At 37.6% G+C, this 19,473-nt stretch carries 15 protein-coding genes and 1 pseudogene; 13 read left to right on the top strand and 3 right to left on the bottom strand.

Annotated features, from left to right (window positions below; all coding sequences use genetic code 11):
- Positions 1 to 304: 304 nt before the first annotated feature.
- Genes fucP through EZ444_RS12695 form a run of 8 tightly spaced genes read left to right on the top strand, consistent with a single transcriptional unit; the run spans position 305 to position 8,153 of the window.
- On the top strand, positions 305 to 1,567 hold the full coding sequence (gene fucP / locus EZ444_RS12730) for an L-fucose:H+ symporter permease (protein WP_131609373.1): 1,263 nt from the start codon (positions 305 to 307) through the stop codon (positions 1,565 to 1,567).
- On the top strand, positions 1,524 to 1,859 hold the full coding sequence (locus EZ444_RS12725; RefSeq protein WP_131609371.1) for an L-rhamnose mutarotase: 336 nt from the start codon (positions 1,524 to 1,526) through the stop codon (positions 1,857 to 1,859). Before fucP ends, EZ444_RS12725 begins: the two co-directional genes overlap by 44 nt.
- Entirely contained in the window at positions 1,859 to 3,517 is a 1,659-nt protein-coding gene (locus EZ444_RS12720) for a UxaA family hydrolase (RefSeq protein ID WP_131609369.1), read from the top strand. The genes EZ444_RS12725 and EZ444_RS12720 overlap by 1 nt, the downstream gene beginning before the upstream one ends.
- Before the next feature lie 9 nt (positions 3,518 to 3,526).
- Positions 3,527 to 4,291 carry an SDR family NAD(P)-dependent oxidoreductase gene (locus EZ444_RS12715; RefSeq protein ID WP_131609368.1) on the top strand — a complete coding sequence of 255 codons (765 nt, stop codon included), beginning with the start codon at positions 3,527 to 3,529 and terminating at the stop codon, positions 4,289 to 4,291.
- Positions 4,292 to 4,337: 46 nt separating this feature from the next.
- Positions 4,338 to 5,666 (top strand): alpha-L-fucosidase, encoded by a 1,329-nt coding sequence (locus tag EZ444_RS12710; protein WP_131609366.1) that lies wholly within the window; start codon positions 4,338 to 4,340, stop codon positions 5,664 to 5,666.
- Positions 5,667 to 5,676: 10 nt separating this feature from the next.
- A complete protein-coding gene (locus EZ444_RS12705) occupies positions 5,677 to 6,534 on the top strand; it encodes a fumarylacetoacetate hydrolase family protein (RefSeq protein ID WP_131609364.1) in 858 nt (285 codons plus the stop codon).
- Complete coding sequence (locus tag EZ444_RS12700) at positions 6,521 to 7,351, top strand: amidohydrolase family protein (RefSeq protein WP_131609362.1); 831 nt, start codon at positions 6,521 to 6,523, stop codon at positions 7,349 to 7,351. The genes EZ444_RS12705 and EZ444_RS12700 overlap by 14 nt, the downstream gene beginning before the upstream one ends.
- A 13-nt stretch (positions 7,352 to 7,364) precedes the next feature.
- Positions 7,365 to 8,153, top strand: a complete 789-nt coding sequence (locus EZ444_RS12695; RefSeq protein WP_131609360.1) for an SDR family oxidoreductase — start codon at positions 7,365 to 7,367, stop codon at positions 8,151 to 8,153.
- Between the two features lie 290 nt (positions 8,154 to 8,443).
- On the opposite strand, the gene EZ444_RS12690 is transcribed toward EZ444_RS12695, so the two are convergent.
- On the bottom strand, positions 8,444 to 10,219 hold the full coding sequence (locus EZ444_RS12690) for an aminopeptidase family protein P (protein WP_131609358.1): 1,776 nt from the start codon (positions 10,217 to 10,219) through the stop codon (positions 8,444 to 8,446).
- Positions 10,220 to 10,575: 356 nt separating this feature from the next.
- Here EZ444_RS12690 and EZ444_RS12685 point away from each other — a divergent pair, with 356 nt between their 5' ends.
- From EZ444_RS12685 to istB, 5 genes and pseudogenes are all read left to right on the top strand, one after another.
- Complete coding sequence (locus EZ444_RS12685; RefSeq protein WP_131609356.1) at positions 10,576 to 11,628, top strand: DUF1573 domain-containing protein; 1,053 nt, start codon at positions 10,576 to 10,578, stop codon at positions 11,626 to 11,628.
- An 11-nt stretch (positions 11,629 to 11,639) separates the two neighbouring features.
- The gene (locus EZ444_RS12680) at positions 11,640 to 12,110 is read left to right on the top strand and encodes a hypothetical protein (RefSeq protein WP_131609355.1); all 471 of its coding nucleotides are present in this window, start codon (positions 11,640 to 11,642) and stop codon (positions 12,108 to 12,110) included.
- The gene (locus EZ444_RS12675; RefSeq protein ID WP_131609353.1) at positions 12,097 to 13,278 is read left to right on the top strand and encodes a 6-bladed beta-propeller; all 1,182 of its coding nucleotides are present in this window, start codon (positions 12,097 to 12,099) and stop codon (positions 13,276 to 13,278) included. Before EZ444_RS12680 ends, EZ444_RS12675 begins: the two co-directional genes overlap by 14 nt.
- Before the next feature lie 821 nt (positions 13,279 to 14,099).
- Positions 14,100 to 15,431 carry an IS21 family transposase gene (istA, locus tag EZ444_RS12670; protein ID WP_131609351.1) on the top strand — a complete coding sequence of 444 codons (1,332 nt, stop codon included), beginning with the start codon at positions 14,100 to 14,102 and terminating at the stop codon, positions 15,429 to 15,431.
- A gap of 219 nt (positions 15,432 to 15,650) precedes the next feature.
- A pseudogene (gene istB, locus EZ444_RS27870) lies at positions 15,651 to 16,399 on the top strand (IS21-like element helper ATPase IstB).
- A 791-nt stretch (positions 16,400 to 17,190) separates the two neighbouring features.
- Here istB and EZ444_RS12660 read toward each other — a convergent pair.
- Positions 17,191 to 18,075 carry a hypothetical protein gene (locus EZ444_RS12660; protein ID WP_131609349.1) on the bottom strand — a complete coding sequence of 295 codons (885 nt, stop codon included), beginning with the start codon at positions 18,073 to 18,075 and terminating at the stop codon, positions 17,191 to 17,193.
- Positions 18,076 to 18,187: 112 nt separating this feature from the next.
- Positions 18,188 to 19,246, bottom strand: coding sequence for a DUF1573 domain-containing protein (locus EZ444_RS12655; RefSeq protein WP_131609348.1), 1,059 nt, complete (start codon positions 19,244 to 19,246; stop codon positions 18,188 to 18,190).
- Between the last annotated feature and the right edge of the window lie 227 nt (positions 19,247 to 19,473).

Genomic DNA, 19,473 nt, shown 5'->3' with positions numbered 1-19,473 from the left:
GGTTGTTTACTCTTAAGCATGATGCATAGATAAATGTTTTTGTATTGCAGTATAAGATTTAAGCTTCGGGTAACCGAGGCTTTTTTGTTTTACACTTTGTGCGGTTTTTTCCTTTTTGAATCTTGTGAGGAATAAAGTTACCTTCTCCGAAAAGGCCTAGGAACTTTGCCTTTTTCAGGCAAAGATTCCAGCCTTAGAGGAGAATGGTCACTTTATATGCTAAAATCGTTTAATGATATGATAATATCATAAAATAATTACTCTCAGAATTCGCGTCCTTTGAATAACCAAATAATTAAACCCGATGACGAAAAATAAATATCTTTTCCCTTTTATCATGATTACCTCACTATTCTTTATGTGGGGCTTTGCTTATGGATTATTGGATGTGCTGAATAAGCACTTTCAGGAAGCACTTGATATTACAAAAACTAGGTCTACTTTATTACAAGCTGCCTATTTTGGCGCTTATTTTCTCGTTGCCTTACCGGCAGGAATGTTCATGAATAAGTATGGTTATAAAAAGGGGATTATTATGGGACTCCTTTTATACGCTGTTGGTGCATTTTTGTTTTATCCGGCAGCAGAGCAGGCGAGTTTCAATTCTTTTTTACTTGCCTTGTTTATACTTGCGTCAGGATTAGCTTGTTTAGAAACAGCCGCCAATCCGTACGTAACTGTACTTGGTTCACCGGAGACTTCTGCTACCAGGTTAAATCTATCTCAATGTTTTAATGGGGTAGGATCTTTCCTTGGGCCAATCATTGCTTCCTACCTATTTTTTGGTGAAAGCAACAGCTCAGGAGGTAGTAACCTGGACTCGGTTAAGCTGATTTATGTAATTATAGGCATATTGGTCTTGCTTGTTGTAGGCGTATTTTTGAAGATCAAATTGCCTGAAATTAAAGAGAGCGAGATTGTTAGTTCTTCGGAATTAAATAAAAGACCTTTATTTAGCCATAGTAATTTTGTATTGGGAATTGTTGCACAATTCTTTTATGTGGCGGCCCAGGTTGGGATAGCAACTTTATTTATCAACTACTGCACTGAAAGTGGTGTAAAGTTAGATAACGCTACCGCGGCAAAATTACTTTCCGGAGGACTGATTTTATTTACCGCGGGGCGTTTTGTTGGTACAGCCTTGATGCGTGTTTTTGAACCCAATAAATTGTTGGCGCTGTATGCTGTGATAAATGTGCTGTTGTGCGGAGTAGTGATGCTTAATGATGGTTGGATCTCTATCTATGCCCTTATGGCGCTGTTCTTTTTTATGTCTATCATGTTCCCTACAATTTTTGCGTTAAGTATCAAAGATTTGGGGCAGCATACAAAAAAGGCCTCATCTTTCATTATTATGTCTATCGTAGGGGGGGCACTGGTGCCTTATGTGATGGGAAGTGTTGCGGATCATTATTCCACACCTATATCATATGTTGTACCGCTGATTTGCTTTGTAGTTGTTTTTCTATATGGCTTACAAGGATATAAAGTTAAAAAGTCCATAAAATATAATTTAAACAATAATGAAGAGATACTACCTAACGCTGGACTTGATACCCAACGATAAATTGATTGCTGAGTATGAGGAGATGCATCGTAAAGTGTGGCCGGAGATTATAGAAAGTATAACCAGTGCCGGGATTGAAAATCTGGAGATTTATAGAACGGGCAATCGCTTGTTTATGATTATGGAGGTAAATGATGAGTTTAGCTTTGATCGTAAGTCGGCAATGGATGCAGGTAATGATAAAGTACAGGAATGGGAAACCTTAATGTGGAAATATCAGCAAGCAGTACCTGGAGCTAAGCCTGGAGAGAAATGGATAATGATGGATAAAATATTTGAGTTAAAAGCCTAATGTCAGTAAATACAGTGAAAAGTTTTCTGCAAATCCACCCCGATGACAATGTGTTGGTGGCTTTGCAAGATTTGCCGAAAGGTCAAATCGTAGCGTGGAAGGGTAAGGAGATTACCTTAAAAGATGATGTACGGGCTAAACATAAATTCTTTATTGAGGATCTTTCCGTTGGAGGAGAGGTTTTAATGTATGGCGTGCTTGTTGGAAAGGCGACGGCTTTTATCCCGCAAGGTGGATTGATGACTACCGATAATGTACATCATGCTTCGCAGGATTATGCTTATCGGAAAGTTAATTATGAATGGCAGGTGCCAGATGTAACCAAATTTAAGGACAGAACTTTTAATGGTTACCATCGTGCTGATGGTAGGGTCGGGACTGCAAATTATTGGCTGTTTGTACCCACTGTATTCTGCGAAAACAGAAACCTGGATGTCATAAAAGAAGCCTTATACAATACCTTGGGCTATACTGTAACGGATAAATACAAACAGTTTACAGAGCAATTGTTGGAGGCCTACCAAAATGGAGAGGATATTACCTCATTTAAAATTGATGAGCTTGCCCCTGCGGAGCCTCTTAAAAAGCGCGTATTTAAGCAAGTTGATGGCATTAAGTTTTTAAATCATCAGGGTGGCTGTGGTGGTACAAGACAAGATTCTGCATTGCTTAGCCAATTGTTGGCTGCTTATGCCGATCATCCAAATGTTGCCGGTATCACCATATTAAGTTTGGGTTGTCAGCATTTACAAACACAGAATTTACTGGACGACGTTAAAAAGAGAAATCCTTCATTCGATAAACCTGTCATCATATTTGAACAACAGCAAAGTCAGAGCGAAGAGCAGCTAATTAAAGATGCCATTCTAAAAACATTTGTAGGCTTAGAAGAGATCAATAAGGTAGAAAGGAAACCTGCACCCTTAAGTAAGTTATGTGTAGGAGTTAAATGTGGTGGAAGTGATGGCTTTAGTGGAATATCTGCTAATCCGGCAGTTGGATATACGTCTGATTTATTAGTAGCTTTAGGTGCAAAAGTTTTACTTGCAGAGTTCCCTGAACTTTGTGGGGCCGAGCAGAATTTAATAGACAGGTGTGTAAATGAACCAACTGCGGAGAAATTTATTAGGTTAATGCAGGAATATGATGCACAGGCTCATGCTGTGGGCTCAGGATTTCACATGAACCCTTCGCCAGGTAATATTAAGGATGGTTTAATTACTGATGCGATAAAAAGTACTGGAGCGGCTAAAAAAGCGGGTAATTCGCCAGTAGTAGATGTGTTGGATTATACAGAGCCGGTAACTAAACCTGGACTTAGTTTGGTTTGTACACCCGGAAATGATGTGGAGGCGACTACAGGAAAGGCAGCAAGCGGGGCTACTTTAATTTTATTTACAACTGGATTGGGTACCCCAACAGGAAATCCTGTTTGTCCGGTTATAAAAGTAGCGACCAATACGGCGCTGGCGACAAGGATGAGTGATATTATTGACATTGATACAGGTGCCATTATCCGTGGTGAGAAAACCATTGCAGAAATGGGGACCGAGATTTTGGAATACTGCATTAAAGCTGCAAGTGGAGAGGAAATCCCTAAAGCAGTGTTATTAAATCAAGACGATTTTATTCCTTGGAAAAGAGGAGTTTCATTATAATTATAAAAAATGTTTAGTTTAAAAGGAAAATCAGCAATTATTACAGGTGGAGGAAGTGGAATTGGCAAGGCAATATCAGTGCTTTTTGCCAAACAGGGTGCTCACGTCCATATTATAGAATTGAATGCAGATGCAGGTTTACAAACTGTAAATGAAATAAAGGCCGAAGGCGGATCAGCCGATGCATACGGTTGTGATGTCAGCAACCAGGAAGCTGTTGTTAGCATCTTTAAGCAAATCGGAAAAATTGATATCTTAGTGAATAATGCGGGCATTGCCCATATTGGAAGAGCCGATAATACCAGCGAAGCCGACTTTGTGAAAGTATTTGATGTAAATGTTAAAGGAGCTTATAACTGCTTGTATGCGGCTATTCCGGCAATGAAAGCACAAGGTTCAGGAGTAGTGCTAAACATGGCTTCTATTGGCGCGGTAGTGGGCTTGTCAGACCGTTTTGCTTACTCTATGAGTAAAGGGGCGATTTTCGCGATGACAATGTCTGTAGCCAAAGATTATATGGCTGAAGGGATCAGGTGTAACAGCATTTCTCCAGCAAGGGTACATACCCCTTTTGTAGATGGTTTTATTGCTAAAAATTATGCGGGTCAGGAAGCTGAAATATTCGAGAAATTGTCGAAAAGTCAGCCAATAGGCCGGATGGGGAAACCAGAGGAAGTGGCTTCATTGGCACTTTATCTGTGTTCGGAAGAGGCCGGTTTTGTAACCGGAAACGATTACCCTTTAGATGGAGGATTTATTAAGTTGAACAACTAAAACCCAAACGCGTAACCTACAATTCATAACCCATAACCAAAAAAATATGAAACTACGCTTGATTATCTTACTTTTTGCGATGAGCTGCTCGTTTGGCTTAAAGGCGCAACAGTATAGCCCAACGGCCGAGAACCTTGCTTCAAGAAAGGATTTTCAGGACATGAAATTTGGGATGTTTATTCATTGGGGGGCTTTTAGCGTTCTGAGTGATGGCGAGTGGGTGATGAACAATAAAAATATCAAGGTAGAGGACTACAAGCGGCTAAAAGGGATTTTTAATCCTACAGCCTTTGATGCAAAAAAATGGGTGGATGCGGCAAAAGGTGCAGGTATGAAGTATATTACACTGATTACCCGTCACCACGATGGTTTTAGCAACTGGGATACGAAGCAGTCGGACTGGAAAATAACAGAAACACCTTACGGAAAGGATATCGTAGCAGCAATGGCTGCAGCGTGCCATAAACAAGGCATAAAGTTGTTTTTATACTATTCATTGCTGGACTGGTCGCGCACAGATTATCACTACGCCACAGGGAAAACAGGAAAAGGTACCGGACGTACAGAAAAAGGTGACTGGAATAATTATATTGCCTTCATGAAAGCGCAGTTAACAGAGTTGCTTACCAATTATGGAGAAATTTCCGGAATTTGGTTTGATGGACATTGGGATCAGTTGGATAATGACAAGGATAAAACCTTAAAATCGAAGGTAGATTGGCATTACGATGAGATTTACAGTTTAATTCATAAGCTGCAGCCGCAATGTATGGTGGGTAATAATCATCATTTATCGCCTATTGCAGGTGAAGATTTTCAAATGTTCGAAAAGGATTTGCCAGGTGTGAATACAACTGGTTTTGGTGGAGCAAGCATTTCTCAGCTTCCACTGGAAACTTGCGAAACGATGAACAATTCATGGGGATTTAGCATCACCGACAGGAAGTATAAAACCGTAAAACAGTTGATCCATTACCTGGTAAATGATGCCGGACGAAATGCCAATTTTTTATTAAACGTTGGCCCGATGCCAAATGGAATCATTCAGCCAGAAAACATTGATACACTTGCTAAAATTGGCGATTGGATGAAGGTATACGGCGCAAGTATATATGGTACCAGAGGTAACCTTATCGATATGCAGGAATGGGGTGTAGTTACTGCAAAGGACAAAACTTTATATGCGCATGTAATCAATAAGCTTAAACAGCCGTCCATTACTTTGCCAAAATTAAAGCAAAAAGTGGTTTCTGCTACTTTAATGAATGGCGGTGCTAAATTAAAATTCAAACAAACTGCAGATCAGACAATAGTATATTTAGATGGGGTGGCAATGGACGACATTGACACCATCATTGAATTGAAAATTAAATAGGAACAAAAAGATGAAATTAATTAGATGGGGAGCTGCCGATCAAGAGAAAATCGGTGTAATTGTAAACGATACTTGGTATGATACTTCTGCCTTCGGTGGAGATTATAACGAACAGTTTTTTAATGACAATGGATTAGAAAGACTTGCAGAGTTTGTGAAAGCAAATGAAGGTAAGTTAACCGTTATTCCTGCCGGAACAAGATTAGGATCTCCAATAGCCCGTCCTTCAAAAATTGTTTGTATCGGATTAAACTATGCCGATCATGCCAGGGAAACTAATGCAGCTATTCCAACTGAGCCGGTTATATTTATGAAGGCCAGTACTTCAATGGTTGGGCCTTTTGATAATGTAGTGATTCCTAAAAACTCAGTAAAAACAGATTGGGAAGTAGAGCTTGCCGTAGTTATTGGTAAGAAAGCATCTTACGTTGAAGAGGCAGATGCATTGGATTATGTAGCAGGTTATGCTTTACATAATGATGTATCTGAGCGCGAGTTTCAGTTAGAAAGAAATGGCACATGGGATAAGGGAAAAGGTTGCGATACGTTCGCTCCGCTAGGCCCATTTTTGGCTACTAAGGATGAAATTGCGGATGTGAATAATATGCGTCTTTGGTTGACTGTAAACGGTCAGAAAATGCAGGATGGCAACACGTCTAACTTTATATTTAATGTTCCCTTTGTGGTGGCTTATGTAAGTCAGTTCATGACTTTATTGCCGGGGGATGTGATTTCTACAGGAACTCCCGCTGGGGTAGGCTTAGGCTTTAATCCACCAGTATACCTTAAAGATGGTGATGTGATAGAGTTGGGTATTGATGGCTTGGGTAACTCTAAGCAGCAGGTAAAGAACTATGTTAAAAATTGATTCCCACCAGCATTTCTGGATTTATGATGCGGTTAGGGACAGCTGGATAACGGATGATATGGCGGTGTTGAGGGCTGATTATACGCCATCAACATTGTTACCAATGCTTCAACAACATCATTTTGATGGGAGTGTTGTGGTTCAATCGGATCAGTCTCCTGCCGAAAATCTTTTTCAGCTAAAAAATGCGGCGGATCATTCCTTTGTTAAAGGGGTTGTTGGCTGGGTAGATCTACAAGCTGAAGATATTGACGATCAACTGGCAGATTTAAAACAGTACGATAAATTGAAAGGATTCAGGCATATCCTGCAAGGTGAAAAAGACCGTGCATTGATGTTAAAGCCTGCTTTTTTAAATGGGATAGGTAAATTACAAGCATATGGTTATACTTATGACATATTGATTTTTCCGGATCAGTTAAAGTATGCTGCAGAATTGGCTGCCAAATTCCCGGATCAGCCGTTTGTATTGGATCATATTGCCAAGCCGGATATTAAAGGTGGTACAATTGAGGGATGGAAAAAGGATATGATAGCCTTGGCCCAGCACGAGAATGTGCATTGTAAAGTGTCGGGCATGGTTACTGAAGCGGATTGGAAACATTGGACAGAAACTGATTTTAGACCTTACCTGGATGTCGTTTTTGAGGCTTTTGGCATCAATCGACTGATGTATGGATCTGATTGGCCGGTGTGCCTGGTGGCGGCTACTTATCAGCAGACACTTGGTTTAGTGGAGGGGTATACCTCAAAACTTTCTTTAGATGAGCAGGCGCTCTTCTGGGGAGGTAATGCAACAAGATTTTATAATTTATAATAATAAGCAATCTATGGATCTGCAATTAAAAGATAAAGTGGTTATTGTTACCGGTGGTGCCAAAGGTATTGGAGCAGGTATTGTTAGGGTGCTGGCAAGCGAAGGAGCTATTCCTGTAATTGTTGGTAGAAATGAACAGGATAATTTGAAACTGGCAAATGAGGTGATCGCAAATGGTGGTCAGGCTTTTCAGCTTATAGCCGAACTAGCCAACCCGAAGGATATAGAAAAAGCAATAGCGACTGTTTTGGAGAAGTTTGGTCGTATTGACGGACTGGTAAATAATGCTGGTGTAAATGATGGCGTTGGACTGGAGAGTGGTAATTATGAGAAGTTTGTAGATAGCTTGCATAAAAATGTGATTCATTACTATTTAATGGCGCATCATGCTTTGCCAGCACTTAAGGCTTCCAATGGTTCTATAGTGAATATTGGATCAAAGGTAGCGGATACTGGACAGGGTGGAACGTCTGCTTATGCCGCATCAAATGGTGCAAGGAATGCGTTGACACGTGAGTGGGCTGTAGAATTATTGCCTTATGGTATCAGAGTGAATTCAGTGATCGTAGCAGAGTGTTATACGCCATTGTATCAGACCTGGATCAGTTCAATTCCAAATTCTGAAGAAAAACTGGCCGCCATAAAGGCTAAGATTCCTTTAGGACAAAGGATGACAACAGCTGAGGAGATTGCGAATGCAGCGGTATTTTTGCTTTCTAATGTGTCTAGCCATACTACCGGGCAATTGGTGTATGTAGATGGTGGGTATGTGCATTTGGACAGGTCGATTAGTCCGGCATAAAATATTAAGGGAATACTACATAAAAAATCGGATACACTCTTCAAAGACTGCCTGATCTTAGGCTCCCCGAAAAGGGAGCAAAGCTCAGAAGGTCTTTTCACAGTATATCCGATTTTTTTGTGAATACTGCAGCATGAAAAGCCTGTCAGTTTAGCGAGTTATGCTGTGGTGCAATATTATTTAAAAAGGGAAAGTGCTAATGAAATTCCTAGCGTTGTTCGCCGCTTCTTCAGCGTGCGAATTATGCAGAATTGAATAGCAGATTCCCTTTTTTGTAGTATTTAGCGCTATTAGATAGCTTTAACCTCAGCTTTTAACCAGGCAGCTTCATCTGCATTTAACAGCGGACTTAGCTTTTCAAATACCAAAGCATTGTAGCTGTTTAACCAATCAATTTGTGATTGATCCAGCAATTCTTTCTTTACAATTTTGGTGCTAATAGGCGCGATGGTTAAAGCCTCAAAAGCATAGAATTCATTAAACTCGTTGCTTACATCAGCAATTGTATTGACCAGGTTTTCAATACGAATACCATGCTTGCCCGGACGGTAAACACCCGGTTCAACAGAAGTAATCATGCCCAACTCAACAGCTACAGGAGTAGCACTAGCGTTAAAGACCTGGGGTCCTTCATGTACATTTAAGAAATAACCTACCCCATGGCCAGTTCCATGTCCGTAATTAATGGCATAGTCCCATAAAGGCTTTCTGGTAATAGCATCAATCTGGCAGCCGCAAGTACCTTTAGGGAAACGTACTTTACAACCATCAATCATACCTTTTAAAACCAAGGTATAATCGGTGCTTTCTTCTTCCGTATTGTTTCCCATTGGGATGGTGCGGGTGATGTCAGTTGTTCCATAAAAGTACTGACCGCCCGAATCTACCAGGAACAAGCCTTCCGCTTTTACTTCAACGTTACTTTCTTCCGATGCACCATAATGAGGTAAGGCACCATGTGCTTTGTAAGCACTGATGGTGTTAAAGCTGTCACCTACAAAGCCTTCTTGTTGTTCTCTAAACTTGCGCAATTCAGCAGCAGCAGAAAGTTCTGTAATCGTAATTTTCCCGATATTTTCTGAAAGCCATTTCAAGAAACGTGTGATCGCTACCCCGTCTTTAAGCATTGCCGCCCTGGTATTGGAAAGCTCAGTTTCATTTTTAACAGCCTTTAGGTTCGTCGTAGGATTGGTGTCTTTAATGATCCTAATTGAAGCTGGAATTAATTTATAGAAGGCAAAGCAGTTGCGTTTTGGGTCGATAAAAATAGAGCTGTTGGCAGGGATATCTAATATGGCCGGCTCAATATCAGTGTAAGACAATACCTCAACACCATTGCTCCATAGGTCTTTTTTTTCTTCGATGCTAAGCTTATCTTCATCCATAAATAGCGTAGCATACTTTTGGTTGATCAAAGCGAAACTTAATACAACAGGATTATAGCTTACATCTTTTCCGCGGATGTTAAACAACCAGGCTAGATCATCCAAAGATGAAATCAGGTGATGACTTGCGCCTTGTTTTTGTAAGGCAGTTCTTACTTGAGCGAGTTTAGACCTTACCGACTGACCGATGTGTTTATCGTCGATTAGAAATGCTTTTTCTGAAGGTAATGCCGGCCGGTTTTCCCAGATCGGGCTTAAATAATCTTTGCTAGTCAGGCTAATTTCTTTAACAGCGAACTGTTGAGTAAGGAGGTCTCCCAATAAAACAGACAATAATTTATCATCAGCAGCGACTACACTGCCTTTATCTAACTTTTCAATTAACCATTGAATATATTCAGGTGCATGTTGAACTTTTTGCTTCATCAACTCAAAACCACTGTCCTTCAGTTCATCTACAGCTTGTTCAAAATAGCGGAAGTCAGTCCACAAACCTGCATGATCATGAGTGATGACTAATGTTCCTGCAGATCCTTTAAAGCCAGAGGCGAAGGGAATGCACTTATAATGTTTCGGTAAGTATTCACTAATATGAGGGTCGGCAGATGGAATAATGTAGGCATGTACATTATCGGCCTTCATTTGATTGCGTATTTGCGCTAGTTTTTCCTGATAAGTCATAGTCAGTTTTTTTATGTCTGTTTGCAAATTTATAGAAAATATGGAGAAGAGTGTTAAAGCACGCTGGCCGGATTTTTAAATTGCCGAAACCAGATGTATATACGAGATCGTGTTTAAGGACGTTACTTATATTCTCTTACATACATTAATCTAACTTTTTTGCTTTGGAATAGTCTGTAGAAATTACGGTGTTAATTTACCCTAATAATCGTATTGAAGAATGACAAGCAAATGCGCTGAAGCGAGTTCTTTCGTTATAAATATTTTATTTATAAGTAAATACATGTTTGATTGATAATAATAAAATTTGTTTTTTAAAATTAATTAAACTAGGTTAGTGTCAAATTAATACTCTCATGAGTTCACTCTTTAGATTTTGTCTCATTATTCTTTTTTTTTGTGCATCTTGTAAAAAGCCAGATAAAATAAGTTTCGTAACAGGAGGTTTTGAAGGAGCTTTTCAGAAAGCTAAACTACTTAATAAAAAAGTATTTGTCTTTGTTACAGACAGTGCATGTAACCGTTGTAATGACTTTCTTGATTTTTTGAATAAACAAAAGGTGACGGTCGATGTATTAAAGCGGGACTATGTGTGCTATAAGGCCGATCTGAAAAATATAAACGATCAAAAATTTATCCAACTCATTAAATGTCCATCCTATCCGTTTCCTTATTTCTTTGATAGTAACGGGAAATTATTGGCTTTTGGATTTCCAAATAGTAAGATTTATGATATTACAGATTTGTCTAAGATCACTTTAGATAACTTTAATTTTAGAGAATTATATAATTTGTCTATTAATCAAGAACAGTATAAAACTCTTATCACGATGAATCTAAATGCGTATCTTAAATATTATTATGCAACTGATTTAGAAGATATCAAGGAATCTTATGAAATTTTTTATCAATCCTTATCTATTGCTGCATATCCATTTAATATTTACTATTCGAAGCTCAACCTTAACATGGAGAAGCAACGTAAAAAAAAATTGGATGATAAAATCGCTAATTTAAACATTACTTCTTCGGATCAATTCATTTATCAAGAAATCTTAAAAAATCTAAATATTAAGAATGTCGGAAGGAAGCAGCTCGAGATAAATGAAGAGTTAGCAATTACTCCAAACTTTGAAAAAGTTAAGATCAATCTAAATTCCAGAGAGACTTTTACATTTTATGTAAAAAACCTCACTTCAAATCCTTTGGCTATAGAACATATTGATCAAGATTGTACTTGTTTAAGTTTCAAATGGAATAAAAAACCAATTATGCCAAATAAATATGGCCAAATCAAAGTTACTTATCATTCAAATGAATTAGGGCAATTTGAGAAAAATATTTTCGTACATACGACATCAGCAAAATCCCCAATGTATACGTTAAAAATAAAAGGAGAAACTATATAATAAATATTAATATGGAAAAAACAACTATTTTAGAATGCTCGCATACTCTGAATGCTGGTGCTTTCATGAAAAAAAAGAATCCAATTAGAACAGTGTTTTACTTTTTTATCACAATCCTGGTGCTTATGATTACCACCTCTGCAGTGCAGCCATTTCATCAATGTGGCGGTGAACAATGGACTGGACAACGTAATTGTGTTGCGGGGTACTATTGCCATAAAGTAAATTTATACTATTCTCAGTGTATTCCTTCATCTACAGTGGATGTTATAAGACACTGTCTTTTTCGGGAGGGGTTGGAAATAGGAAAGATGTCCGTTGATAATATGGCTTTTGATTGTGTTTTTTGGGATCCTTATGCGCTTTTATATACAAGTGAAGGGAAGCTTGCAGATTGCGTTCCTGACGATGGTAACTCTGAATGTCAAAAAATAGTTTGTCACACAGAATATGCAGGCTGTTCAATAGATGATGATTGGTAACCGCCTTGCCTTTTTGATCGCATTTTTATTTTTATTAACTAATTTAAATTGTCAAAGAGACGCAGATGGGAAAAAACCTCTCAAATCGATCAATTTAAATGGTAGTATTAAATATCGTAGCATTAATTTATCTCAAATAGCAGATTCTGTATCTTACATTAAACTTGGTAAATCTAGTGATGTAACATTATCAAATAGTCTAGATGTTGATTTTTCAGAGAATTACATACTAGTTAAGGACGATTTAACCCGTAATTTATACCTGTTTACTAAATCTGGGGATTTTAGAAGAAGTTTATCCTCAAAAGGGCTAAAAGATAATGAGTATTCATTTCTTTCTGACGCCGCGATAGATGAAGCAAATAATTTAATTTTTTTACTCGATAGTCGAAGGAAAAAAATCTTACTTTTCAATTTGGATGGTGCTTATCTCAAAAGCTTAGATATAGAAAATCGCCCTTTAAAAATAATGGTTTTAAATAACAAAAAGATATTACTTTTCACCCCTACTATTGGCAAAGAGCATGCAAAATATCCACATGTTTATATTTTAGATTATAGTGGAAAAGTTCATTTCAAAGTTGATTTAGTGGAGCCTTTTAAAAAACAAGATTTTTACTCTCGATTTTGTATCTATAAGTACAAGAATAAGATGAAATTTTGGCAAACTAGCATTAACAAAATTTTTTCCATACAGGATACTGGAAAGCTATATACTGATTACATCATAAGTGGAGAAAATCTAGTTCCAAATGAATACGCTGTTACCGGAAAAACGTCTGCCAGAAATCTTGATAATTTCCTTCAAATTAGATCTGTGATAGAAACCGAATCAAAATTATATTTTTATGTCGTTTTACAGCAAAGGCGTGACATAATTATATATGATAAGAATGAAAACTTTTTTTATAAGTTGAGGGGTGGTAAAAAGGCAATCCTTGGTTTCGATAATGATATTGACTATGGAATAGCATTCCTACCGCAAAATCAGGCAGATGAAAGTCATCTATACGCCGTACTTCCCTCGGAGTTTTTCCTGTCGGAATTTGAGAAGATAAAAAAACATAGCATAAGAGAGAGTAATAATAGACACCAGATATTTATTGAATTTTCCAATACTGTTCGCGAAGATGATAATCCTATTTTACAAATAGTTAAAATCAAATGAGCAATAACACTTGTATTCTAATAAAGATAACCTTAATTGGTTTTATCTTTCAAATTTTACTTTTTTCATGTCAAAGGCCTAGTAAACAAAAAATAAAACCTGACTTCAATAGGGTTTCAATTGTCCCGAAAAACTCCGGAGACATCGAGACAATACTTAGCGATTTGCCTACTTTAACTAATGGTAACGTACTTTTATTTGTTTCTTCAAATCTTGATTGCAAAACATGTATAAATGAGGAAATGGCATTTTTATTGAAGCTTCTTGGTGAAGATAATTTTCGCAAAAAGGTTGTTTTAGTCTCTGATAAAGAAAATTTGAAATATATTGGGACATTATGGGGTAAGATTGTAAAAAATGTAGTCTGTGTTAGTCGGACAATATCAAGCTTAAAAACGATTTATAAGTATAAATCTAGGCCGATTTACTATCTAATTTCTACAGATCAAAAGAAATGTATCAGATCGTTTGAAGTCAATTTAAATACTGAAATAACGAAACAAATGCTATCAGAATTAAGTAGTGCCTATCTATGATATACTTAGAATATCTACAATGGTTACTTCTTTTTTATCCCGAACAAATCAGCACACCAAAAATCCCATAGCCTATATGACATTTTCATAAATCGCTTTGAAAAAAGTAATGTTACAGCGCTATTTTAAATACTTGTTAATTGTTGTAGTCGGTAATTAAAACTGCACAGAAATCGGCAAATAAGAATACACAGAAAATGGCAACAAGAGTGCACAAAAAAACGACGGAGTTTTTATACCCCGCCGTTTAAATACGAACTTCATTGGTCTACGAAAACTGATGAGATGAACGCATTTTTAAGCAAATTTATGATGTATTATGAGATTAAACGAATGCACCTTGACGGTCGTTCGATTTCGCGGATCAGCAAAGCCCTCGGGTGCAACCGCCGGACAGTAAAAAAATATCTGGAGATGGAGGATGAGGAGTTTGAATCCTTTCTGAAGTCGCAAAGCACGCGTGGAAAACTTCTTTTACCTTATGAAACCTTTGTTCGTGAGCGGCTGGAACTCTACCGTGAGACCTCTGCCGCCCAGATGCACGATTGGCTAAAGGAACATAATGCTGAGTTTCCAGAGGTCAACCAAAAGACTATTTTTAACTTTGTAAAATGGGTTCGGCATCGGCATAACCTACCTTTTGAACATCCCTTGCGGGATTATTCTGCTGTTGAAGAGACAGCTTATGGACTGCAGGGCCAAGTTGATTTTGGAGAATATAATATGCGTTCCAGTGATGGAAAACGCGTAAAAATCTATTTTTTCACCCTGGTACTTTCCCGGTTCAAATACGTTTGTTTCAGTGGCAAACCTTTCACCAGTAGTACCGCCATCACTGCGCATGAAAGTGCTTTTAATTACATCAAAGGCATACCGGATACTTTGGTTTACGATCAGGATAAAGTATTCATTAGCAATGAGAATCACGGAGAGCTGATCCTGACTACTCAATTCAAAGCATATGTGCGCGATCGGCACTTTAAAGTCCATATGTGCAGAAAAGCTGATCCTGAAAGTAAAGGCAAAGTCGAGAATGTGGTGAAGTATATCAAACAGAACTTTCTTTATAACCGCGCCTTCCATGACCTGGAAACACTAAATAAGGATGGCCTGAAATGGCTGGAACGTACCGCCAACAAACTTGATCATGCCCTGACTAAAAAATCCCCCTTAAATGAGTGGCAGATTGAACAGGACTTTCTCAGACCTTTTGAACCTATCGGTGATACAGGGCCAGCTCCGTTATTATATTCAGTTAGAAAAGATAACATGATTTCCTGGAAAAGTAATCTTTATTCATTGCCCCTTGGAACCTACACCGGCCGGGGAAGCCAGGTATCTGTTCGTCTTGAAAATGGATATCTGGTTATTTGTGCACGGGGTCAAACAGAATTATGCAGGCATGTGGTCGCTGAAGGGATTGGCTTAAAGGTTATTAATACTGATCACAAGCGGGATAAAAGTACAGCTCTGGAAGAAATGACAGCGGAAGTTTGTAAGCTGATCATTGACGGGGAAAGTCTGCGGCGATTTATTGGTGCCATTCGAGCCGATAAACCACGATATCTGCGTGATCAGCTTATCCTTCTTCGTGAGGTAATACCGACCATCGGCTGATCGAAAAAGGATTGCTCTTCTGTCTGCAGCAGGGCGTAAATAGTGCCAACGACTTTAAGGCACTGATATCAAAGTTCAAGCAGGAGACCGTCCCGATAGGACTACCCCCAACAGGCCTAAATCCTTTAAATGGGGCTTATCCACAGCAGGCATTGCTGCAACCCCAAATGAGTAGAATTGATGACTATCAGCAAATCTTGAATAATCAACTTAATTAATATGAACCAAAAACAACAGATTGACCAATACTGCCGCCAATATAAGATCACAGGAATGGCCACAAAGATAGAACAGACGGTTAAGATAGCCGAGAACAAGCAGCTCAGTTACCTGGGCTTTCTGGTAGAGCTTTTTGAGCAGGAATCCTTGCACAGGGAGCATCAGGCTAAAGAAAGATTGCTTAAAACTGCACAATTGCCAGCAAAATCCAGCCTTGACCAATATGAACTGAGGGATCAAAACGGGCTCTCTCTCCAAAAAATAAATACGTTAAAGGAAATGGATTGGCTGGATCAAATCTATAATATCATGTTAACGGTCCCTCAGGTGTCGGCAAGACTTTTTTCGCGGCTGGACTTTGCGCCCAGGCTATAGAAAAAGGCTATAAGGCTTATTTCAGGACAATGGACGATATCCTGAATATGCTCCGCATGAAGGACTTTGCCAGAGCTGCAATGGCAGAGTACAAGAGGTTGACTAAGGCCAATCTGATTGTCATTGATGACATTATGCTCTTTCCGGTAGAAAAACCCCAGGCCGTTAATCTATTCAACTTTATTAATCAATTGTACGAGAATACTTCCTTTATTATTACCACTAATAAGATGCCTGCAGATTGGGCTAAAATGCTTGATGATGAGGTTCTGGCAACCGCATTACTTGATCGCTTACTCTTCAGATGTGAGGTCATCAATCTCGCTGGTAAAAGCTACAGAATGGAGAATAGGAAAACTATTTGTGGAACTTAACCTGAGAAATATATTTTTGTAAAACTGTGCACTCTTGTTGCCAAAAGTTGTGCACTGCTATTTACCGATTACAAATTGTCTCGGTTTTCTTCTTTCTCTGTGCTCCGCAATAGCTATTAAAGATTGTTCCGGTCGAGAAAGACCGCCCTGATCAAACACAATCTAAAGCTAATTCATATACTTGAATCACCGTTTTTACCATGTAGGGAGTATCCGTGAATACAACAATTTGTATGCTCGAGCGGAAGATTTTCAATTAGAATAGTTGTACTTTTTAGTGTCGTCTGTAGTTTGACAGGACAAAGTTAAGGTGAGATTTTTTTATCAATTGTAAAGAAAGACTGTTTGGCCAGGTACATTTTGTTAAATTTTTGGTGAGTCAAGGTCTGTTCAAATAATAGTTCACTTAACCTTGTCCAAATTTGTTCACGATAAAAGTTGAAAACTACTTCCGGCCCTCGGCCGGAAGTAGTAACTATATAAGCTTTTTGATCTCGCTTTTTTGTATGAACTTTCATCATTTTAATGCGCTAGTCCTTGCCTACGTATGGGTATGATTTATACCGAACAACCTTTAAGCCCAGATACAAATGGATACATGTAGAACGTTTTGGTAATATTCATTAATATGAGGATTTTTAAACGAAATGATACACTAACCGACTCATTTTATTGAATATTTGAGCTGTTTTTATCGATAAGTCATATTCAGCTTTATATTCTAAAGGTAAATTTTTGCAAAAAACAAGAACTAATTCGTTTATCTTAAATTGCCCCATTATTTATAACCTCTATAAACATTGAGAGTAGAATTCGTTTATATTAACACACATGGCTGGATACTCGCACTCGGTTGGTCCAGTCCAATTGTAACCACCGCACTGACCATATAATTTTTGTTGTTCTTGCATCTTGCCCATACAAGCAAGAACAGCTACTCCTAGACATACACTTGGAGCAACTGTGCAGGCAATTACACATGCCACATCTTCACCGCAATTTTTAACAATCAAACACTGTAGGCACTCTATATAGTCCAAATGTCTTGTATAACAGTTATCTCCTTCAGATCTATTGATCGATGTATCATCCGATGATAATCCTAGCGTTTTAAAATCTTGAACAACTGATGCACTTTTGGGACTGGATATATTCGAGATTTCCATAGTCGCTGGATTTAAATTTAATTGTATAATAAGATCTCCGTTTTTTGCGGTTATCGTATACTTATCCAAGTTGCCATTGGTCTTTGTAATGGATACTTTAGTCCAGAAATGGCCACTAGATGTAGAATACACATTTAAAACCCCATTGTCTGATATACTTGTATATGATATGGAATACATGATTGCTGTGGTATTCTTAATTATCGATTTTTTTACATCACTCTCATTTACGGTCAATTTTTGCTGGCGTAGATACTTAACCCATTCGGTGTCGGTTCTTAAATGAAGCAATTCGTCATTTTGATAATTAATTAAATAGGTCTTTTCCAGTTTGCTATCAAGTTTAGGGCGAGTTACCACGCTTGGATTTTTAATGTCTGATTTTTTATTTTCATAGATCAAAGTTTCTGAATTCTTGGCCTCTTCTTCAGTCGAGTCAAGTTTAGCGCACGAGTAGAGCACAAGAGCGAATAGAAACAGAAAGTAGACTGGGTTTAATTTTTTTTTCATATTTGCGATTTTGGGTTTAAGTGAAAAGTTGATATTAGATAATACTTGTCGAAAATAGGTATGTTCTCATCTTATTTATTTCTCCAAAAAATCTGATATGCAACGGCAATTGCTATTTTACCGTTCCAGTAATAAATACAGTTGTCATTGGCTGATATGAATCTGTATGTATAAAAATTTCCTTACTGAAGGCACCATCAATAAATGGGGTAAATACACCATTAACTTCTGCATATTCCTTTGGTCTTATTTTTGTTTTCGACCAAGTGAATTTTATGCAGTCACAAATATGAGTAACATTTTTTATCGTAATATTTGTTTTTGAGGTATTTGTGATAGTAAAATTAAATTTTCTTGGTTTGCTTAGTTCTATATTCCCTAAATCTTGGGTTCTTTTATCTATAGAATAAACTGTAGCCATTTCAATGGGATTTACTTCACTTGAAACAAATTCTTCATACTCGCTATTTTTATAAAGCTTTTTATCTGAGGCTGTCACTTCGTAGCTATCTATTTTTTTTCTATAATTTAAATTTTGCATATTTAGTTTTTGCAAATTATTACTTGTCTTACTAAGATTATAGGGATAGGCAGCTATATCTAGAGACTTCTGGAATAATCTAAAAGCCTTTATTTTGCTTGATTGATCTCTACTCATCAATAGTGTCGCTTTCATATTTAAAGAGACAAGTTCTTTATAGTTCTCAATCGTTATCGGCAGCCTATAAAGTTCTGAAAACTTAAATTGATCTATTTTAACATCGTCCAAATTCCTTACGTTAAAATTTTCATTGTTCGGAAATCCAAACGCTAATAAATTTCCTTCATAATCGAAAAAATAAGGAAATGGATAAGAGGGACACTTGGTGATTTCCGCAACAGTTCTACCGTCGGTATTGGATATATCCGCTTTATAAAGTATATATTCTTTATTTAAAAACGATATGGTTGAGGTCTGGGCTTTTAAGAATGTTTCAAAATGCTTGCACTTACCACAAGTGCTATCAGTTATTAGAACAAAAACGTTTTTTTTTGACTTTTTGGCGGCCTCAAATACATTACGTATGTTTCCAGTTTTGAACTCGAATTTATTGCTATCCGAGCACGATAAAAATGCGCCCCAGAATATACTCATAATAAGTGCCGTTAAAATTGGAGCTTTAATTTTCATACTTCAAAAGAAATAACTTATGCTGCCATATTCTGTCAATGAATATGATTATTTTTGATAAATCAATTTAATAAGTAACCATAATAACACTCTCGTGATTCCTGAAATACTGTATTTAGAAAGCTTAGACTATTTACTAAGTGTGTCGAAAACTGGGACTAGGCGACAATTAGCACATAAGTTCTCAGTAAGCGAAAGAACCATTAGTAGGTGGCTTGATTTCATGA

The sequence above is a fragment of the Pedobacter hiemivivus genome, from assembly GCF_004331685.1.
In the GTDB taxonomy this organism is placed as follows: Bacteria; Bacteroidota; Bacteroidia; order Sphingobacteriales; family Sphingobacteriaceae; genus Pedobacter; species Pedobacter hiemivivus.
Note: the sequence above shows the minus strand (reverse complement) of the source record. Positions and strands in the feature narration are given on the sequence as shown.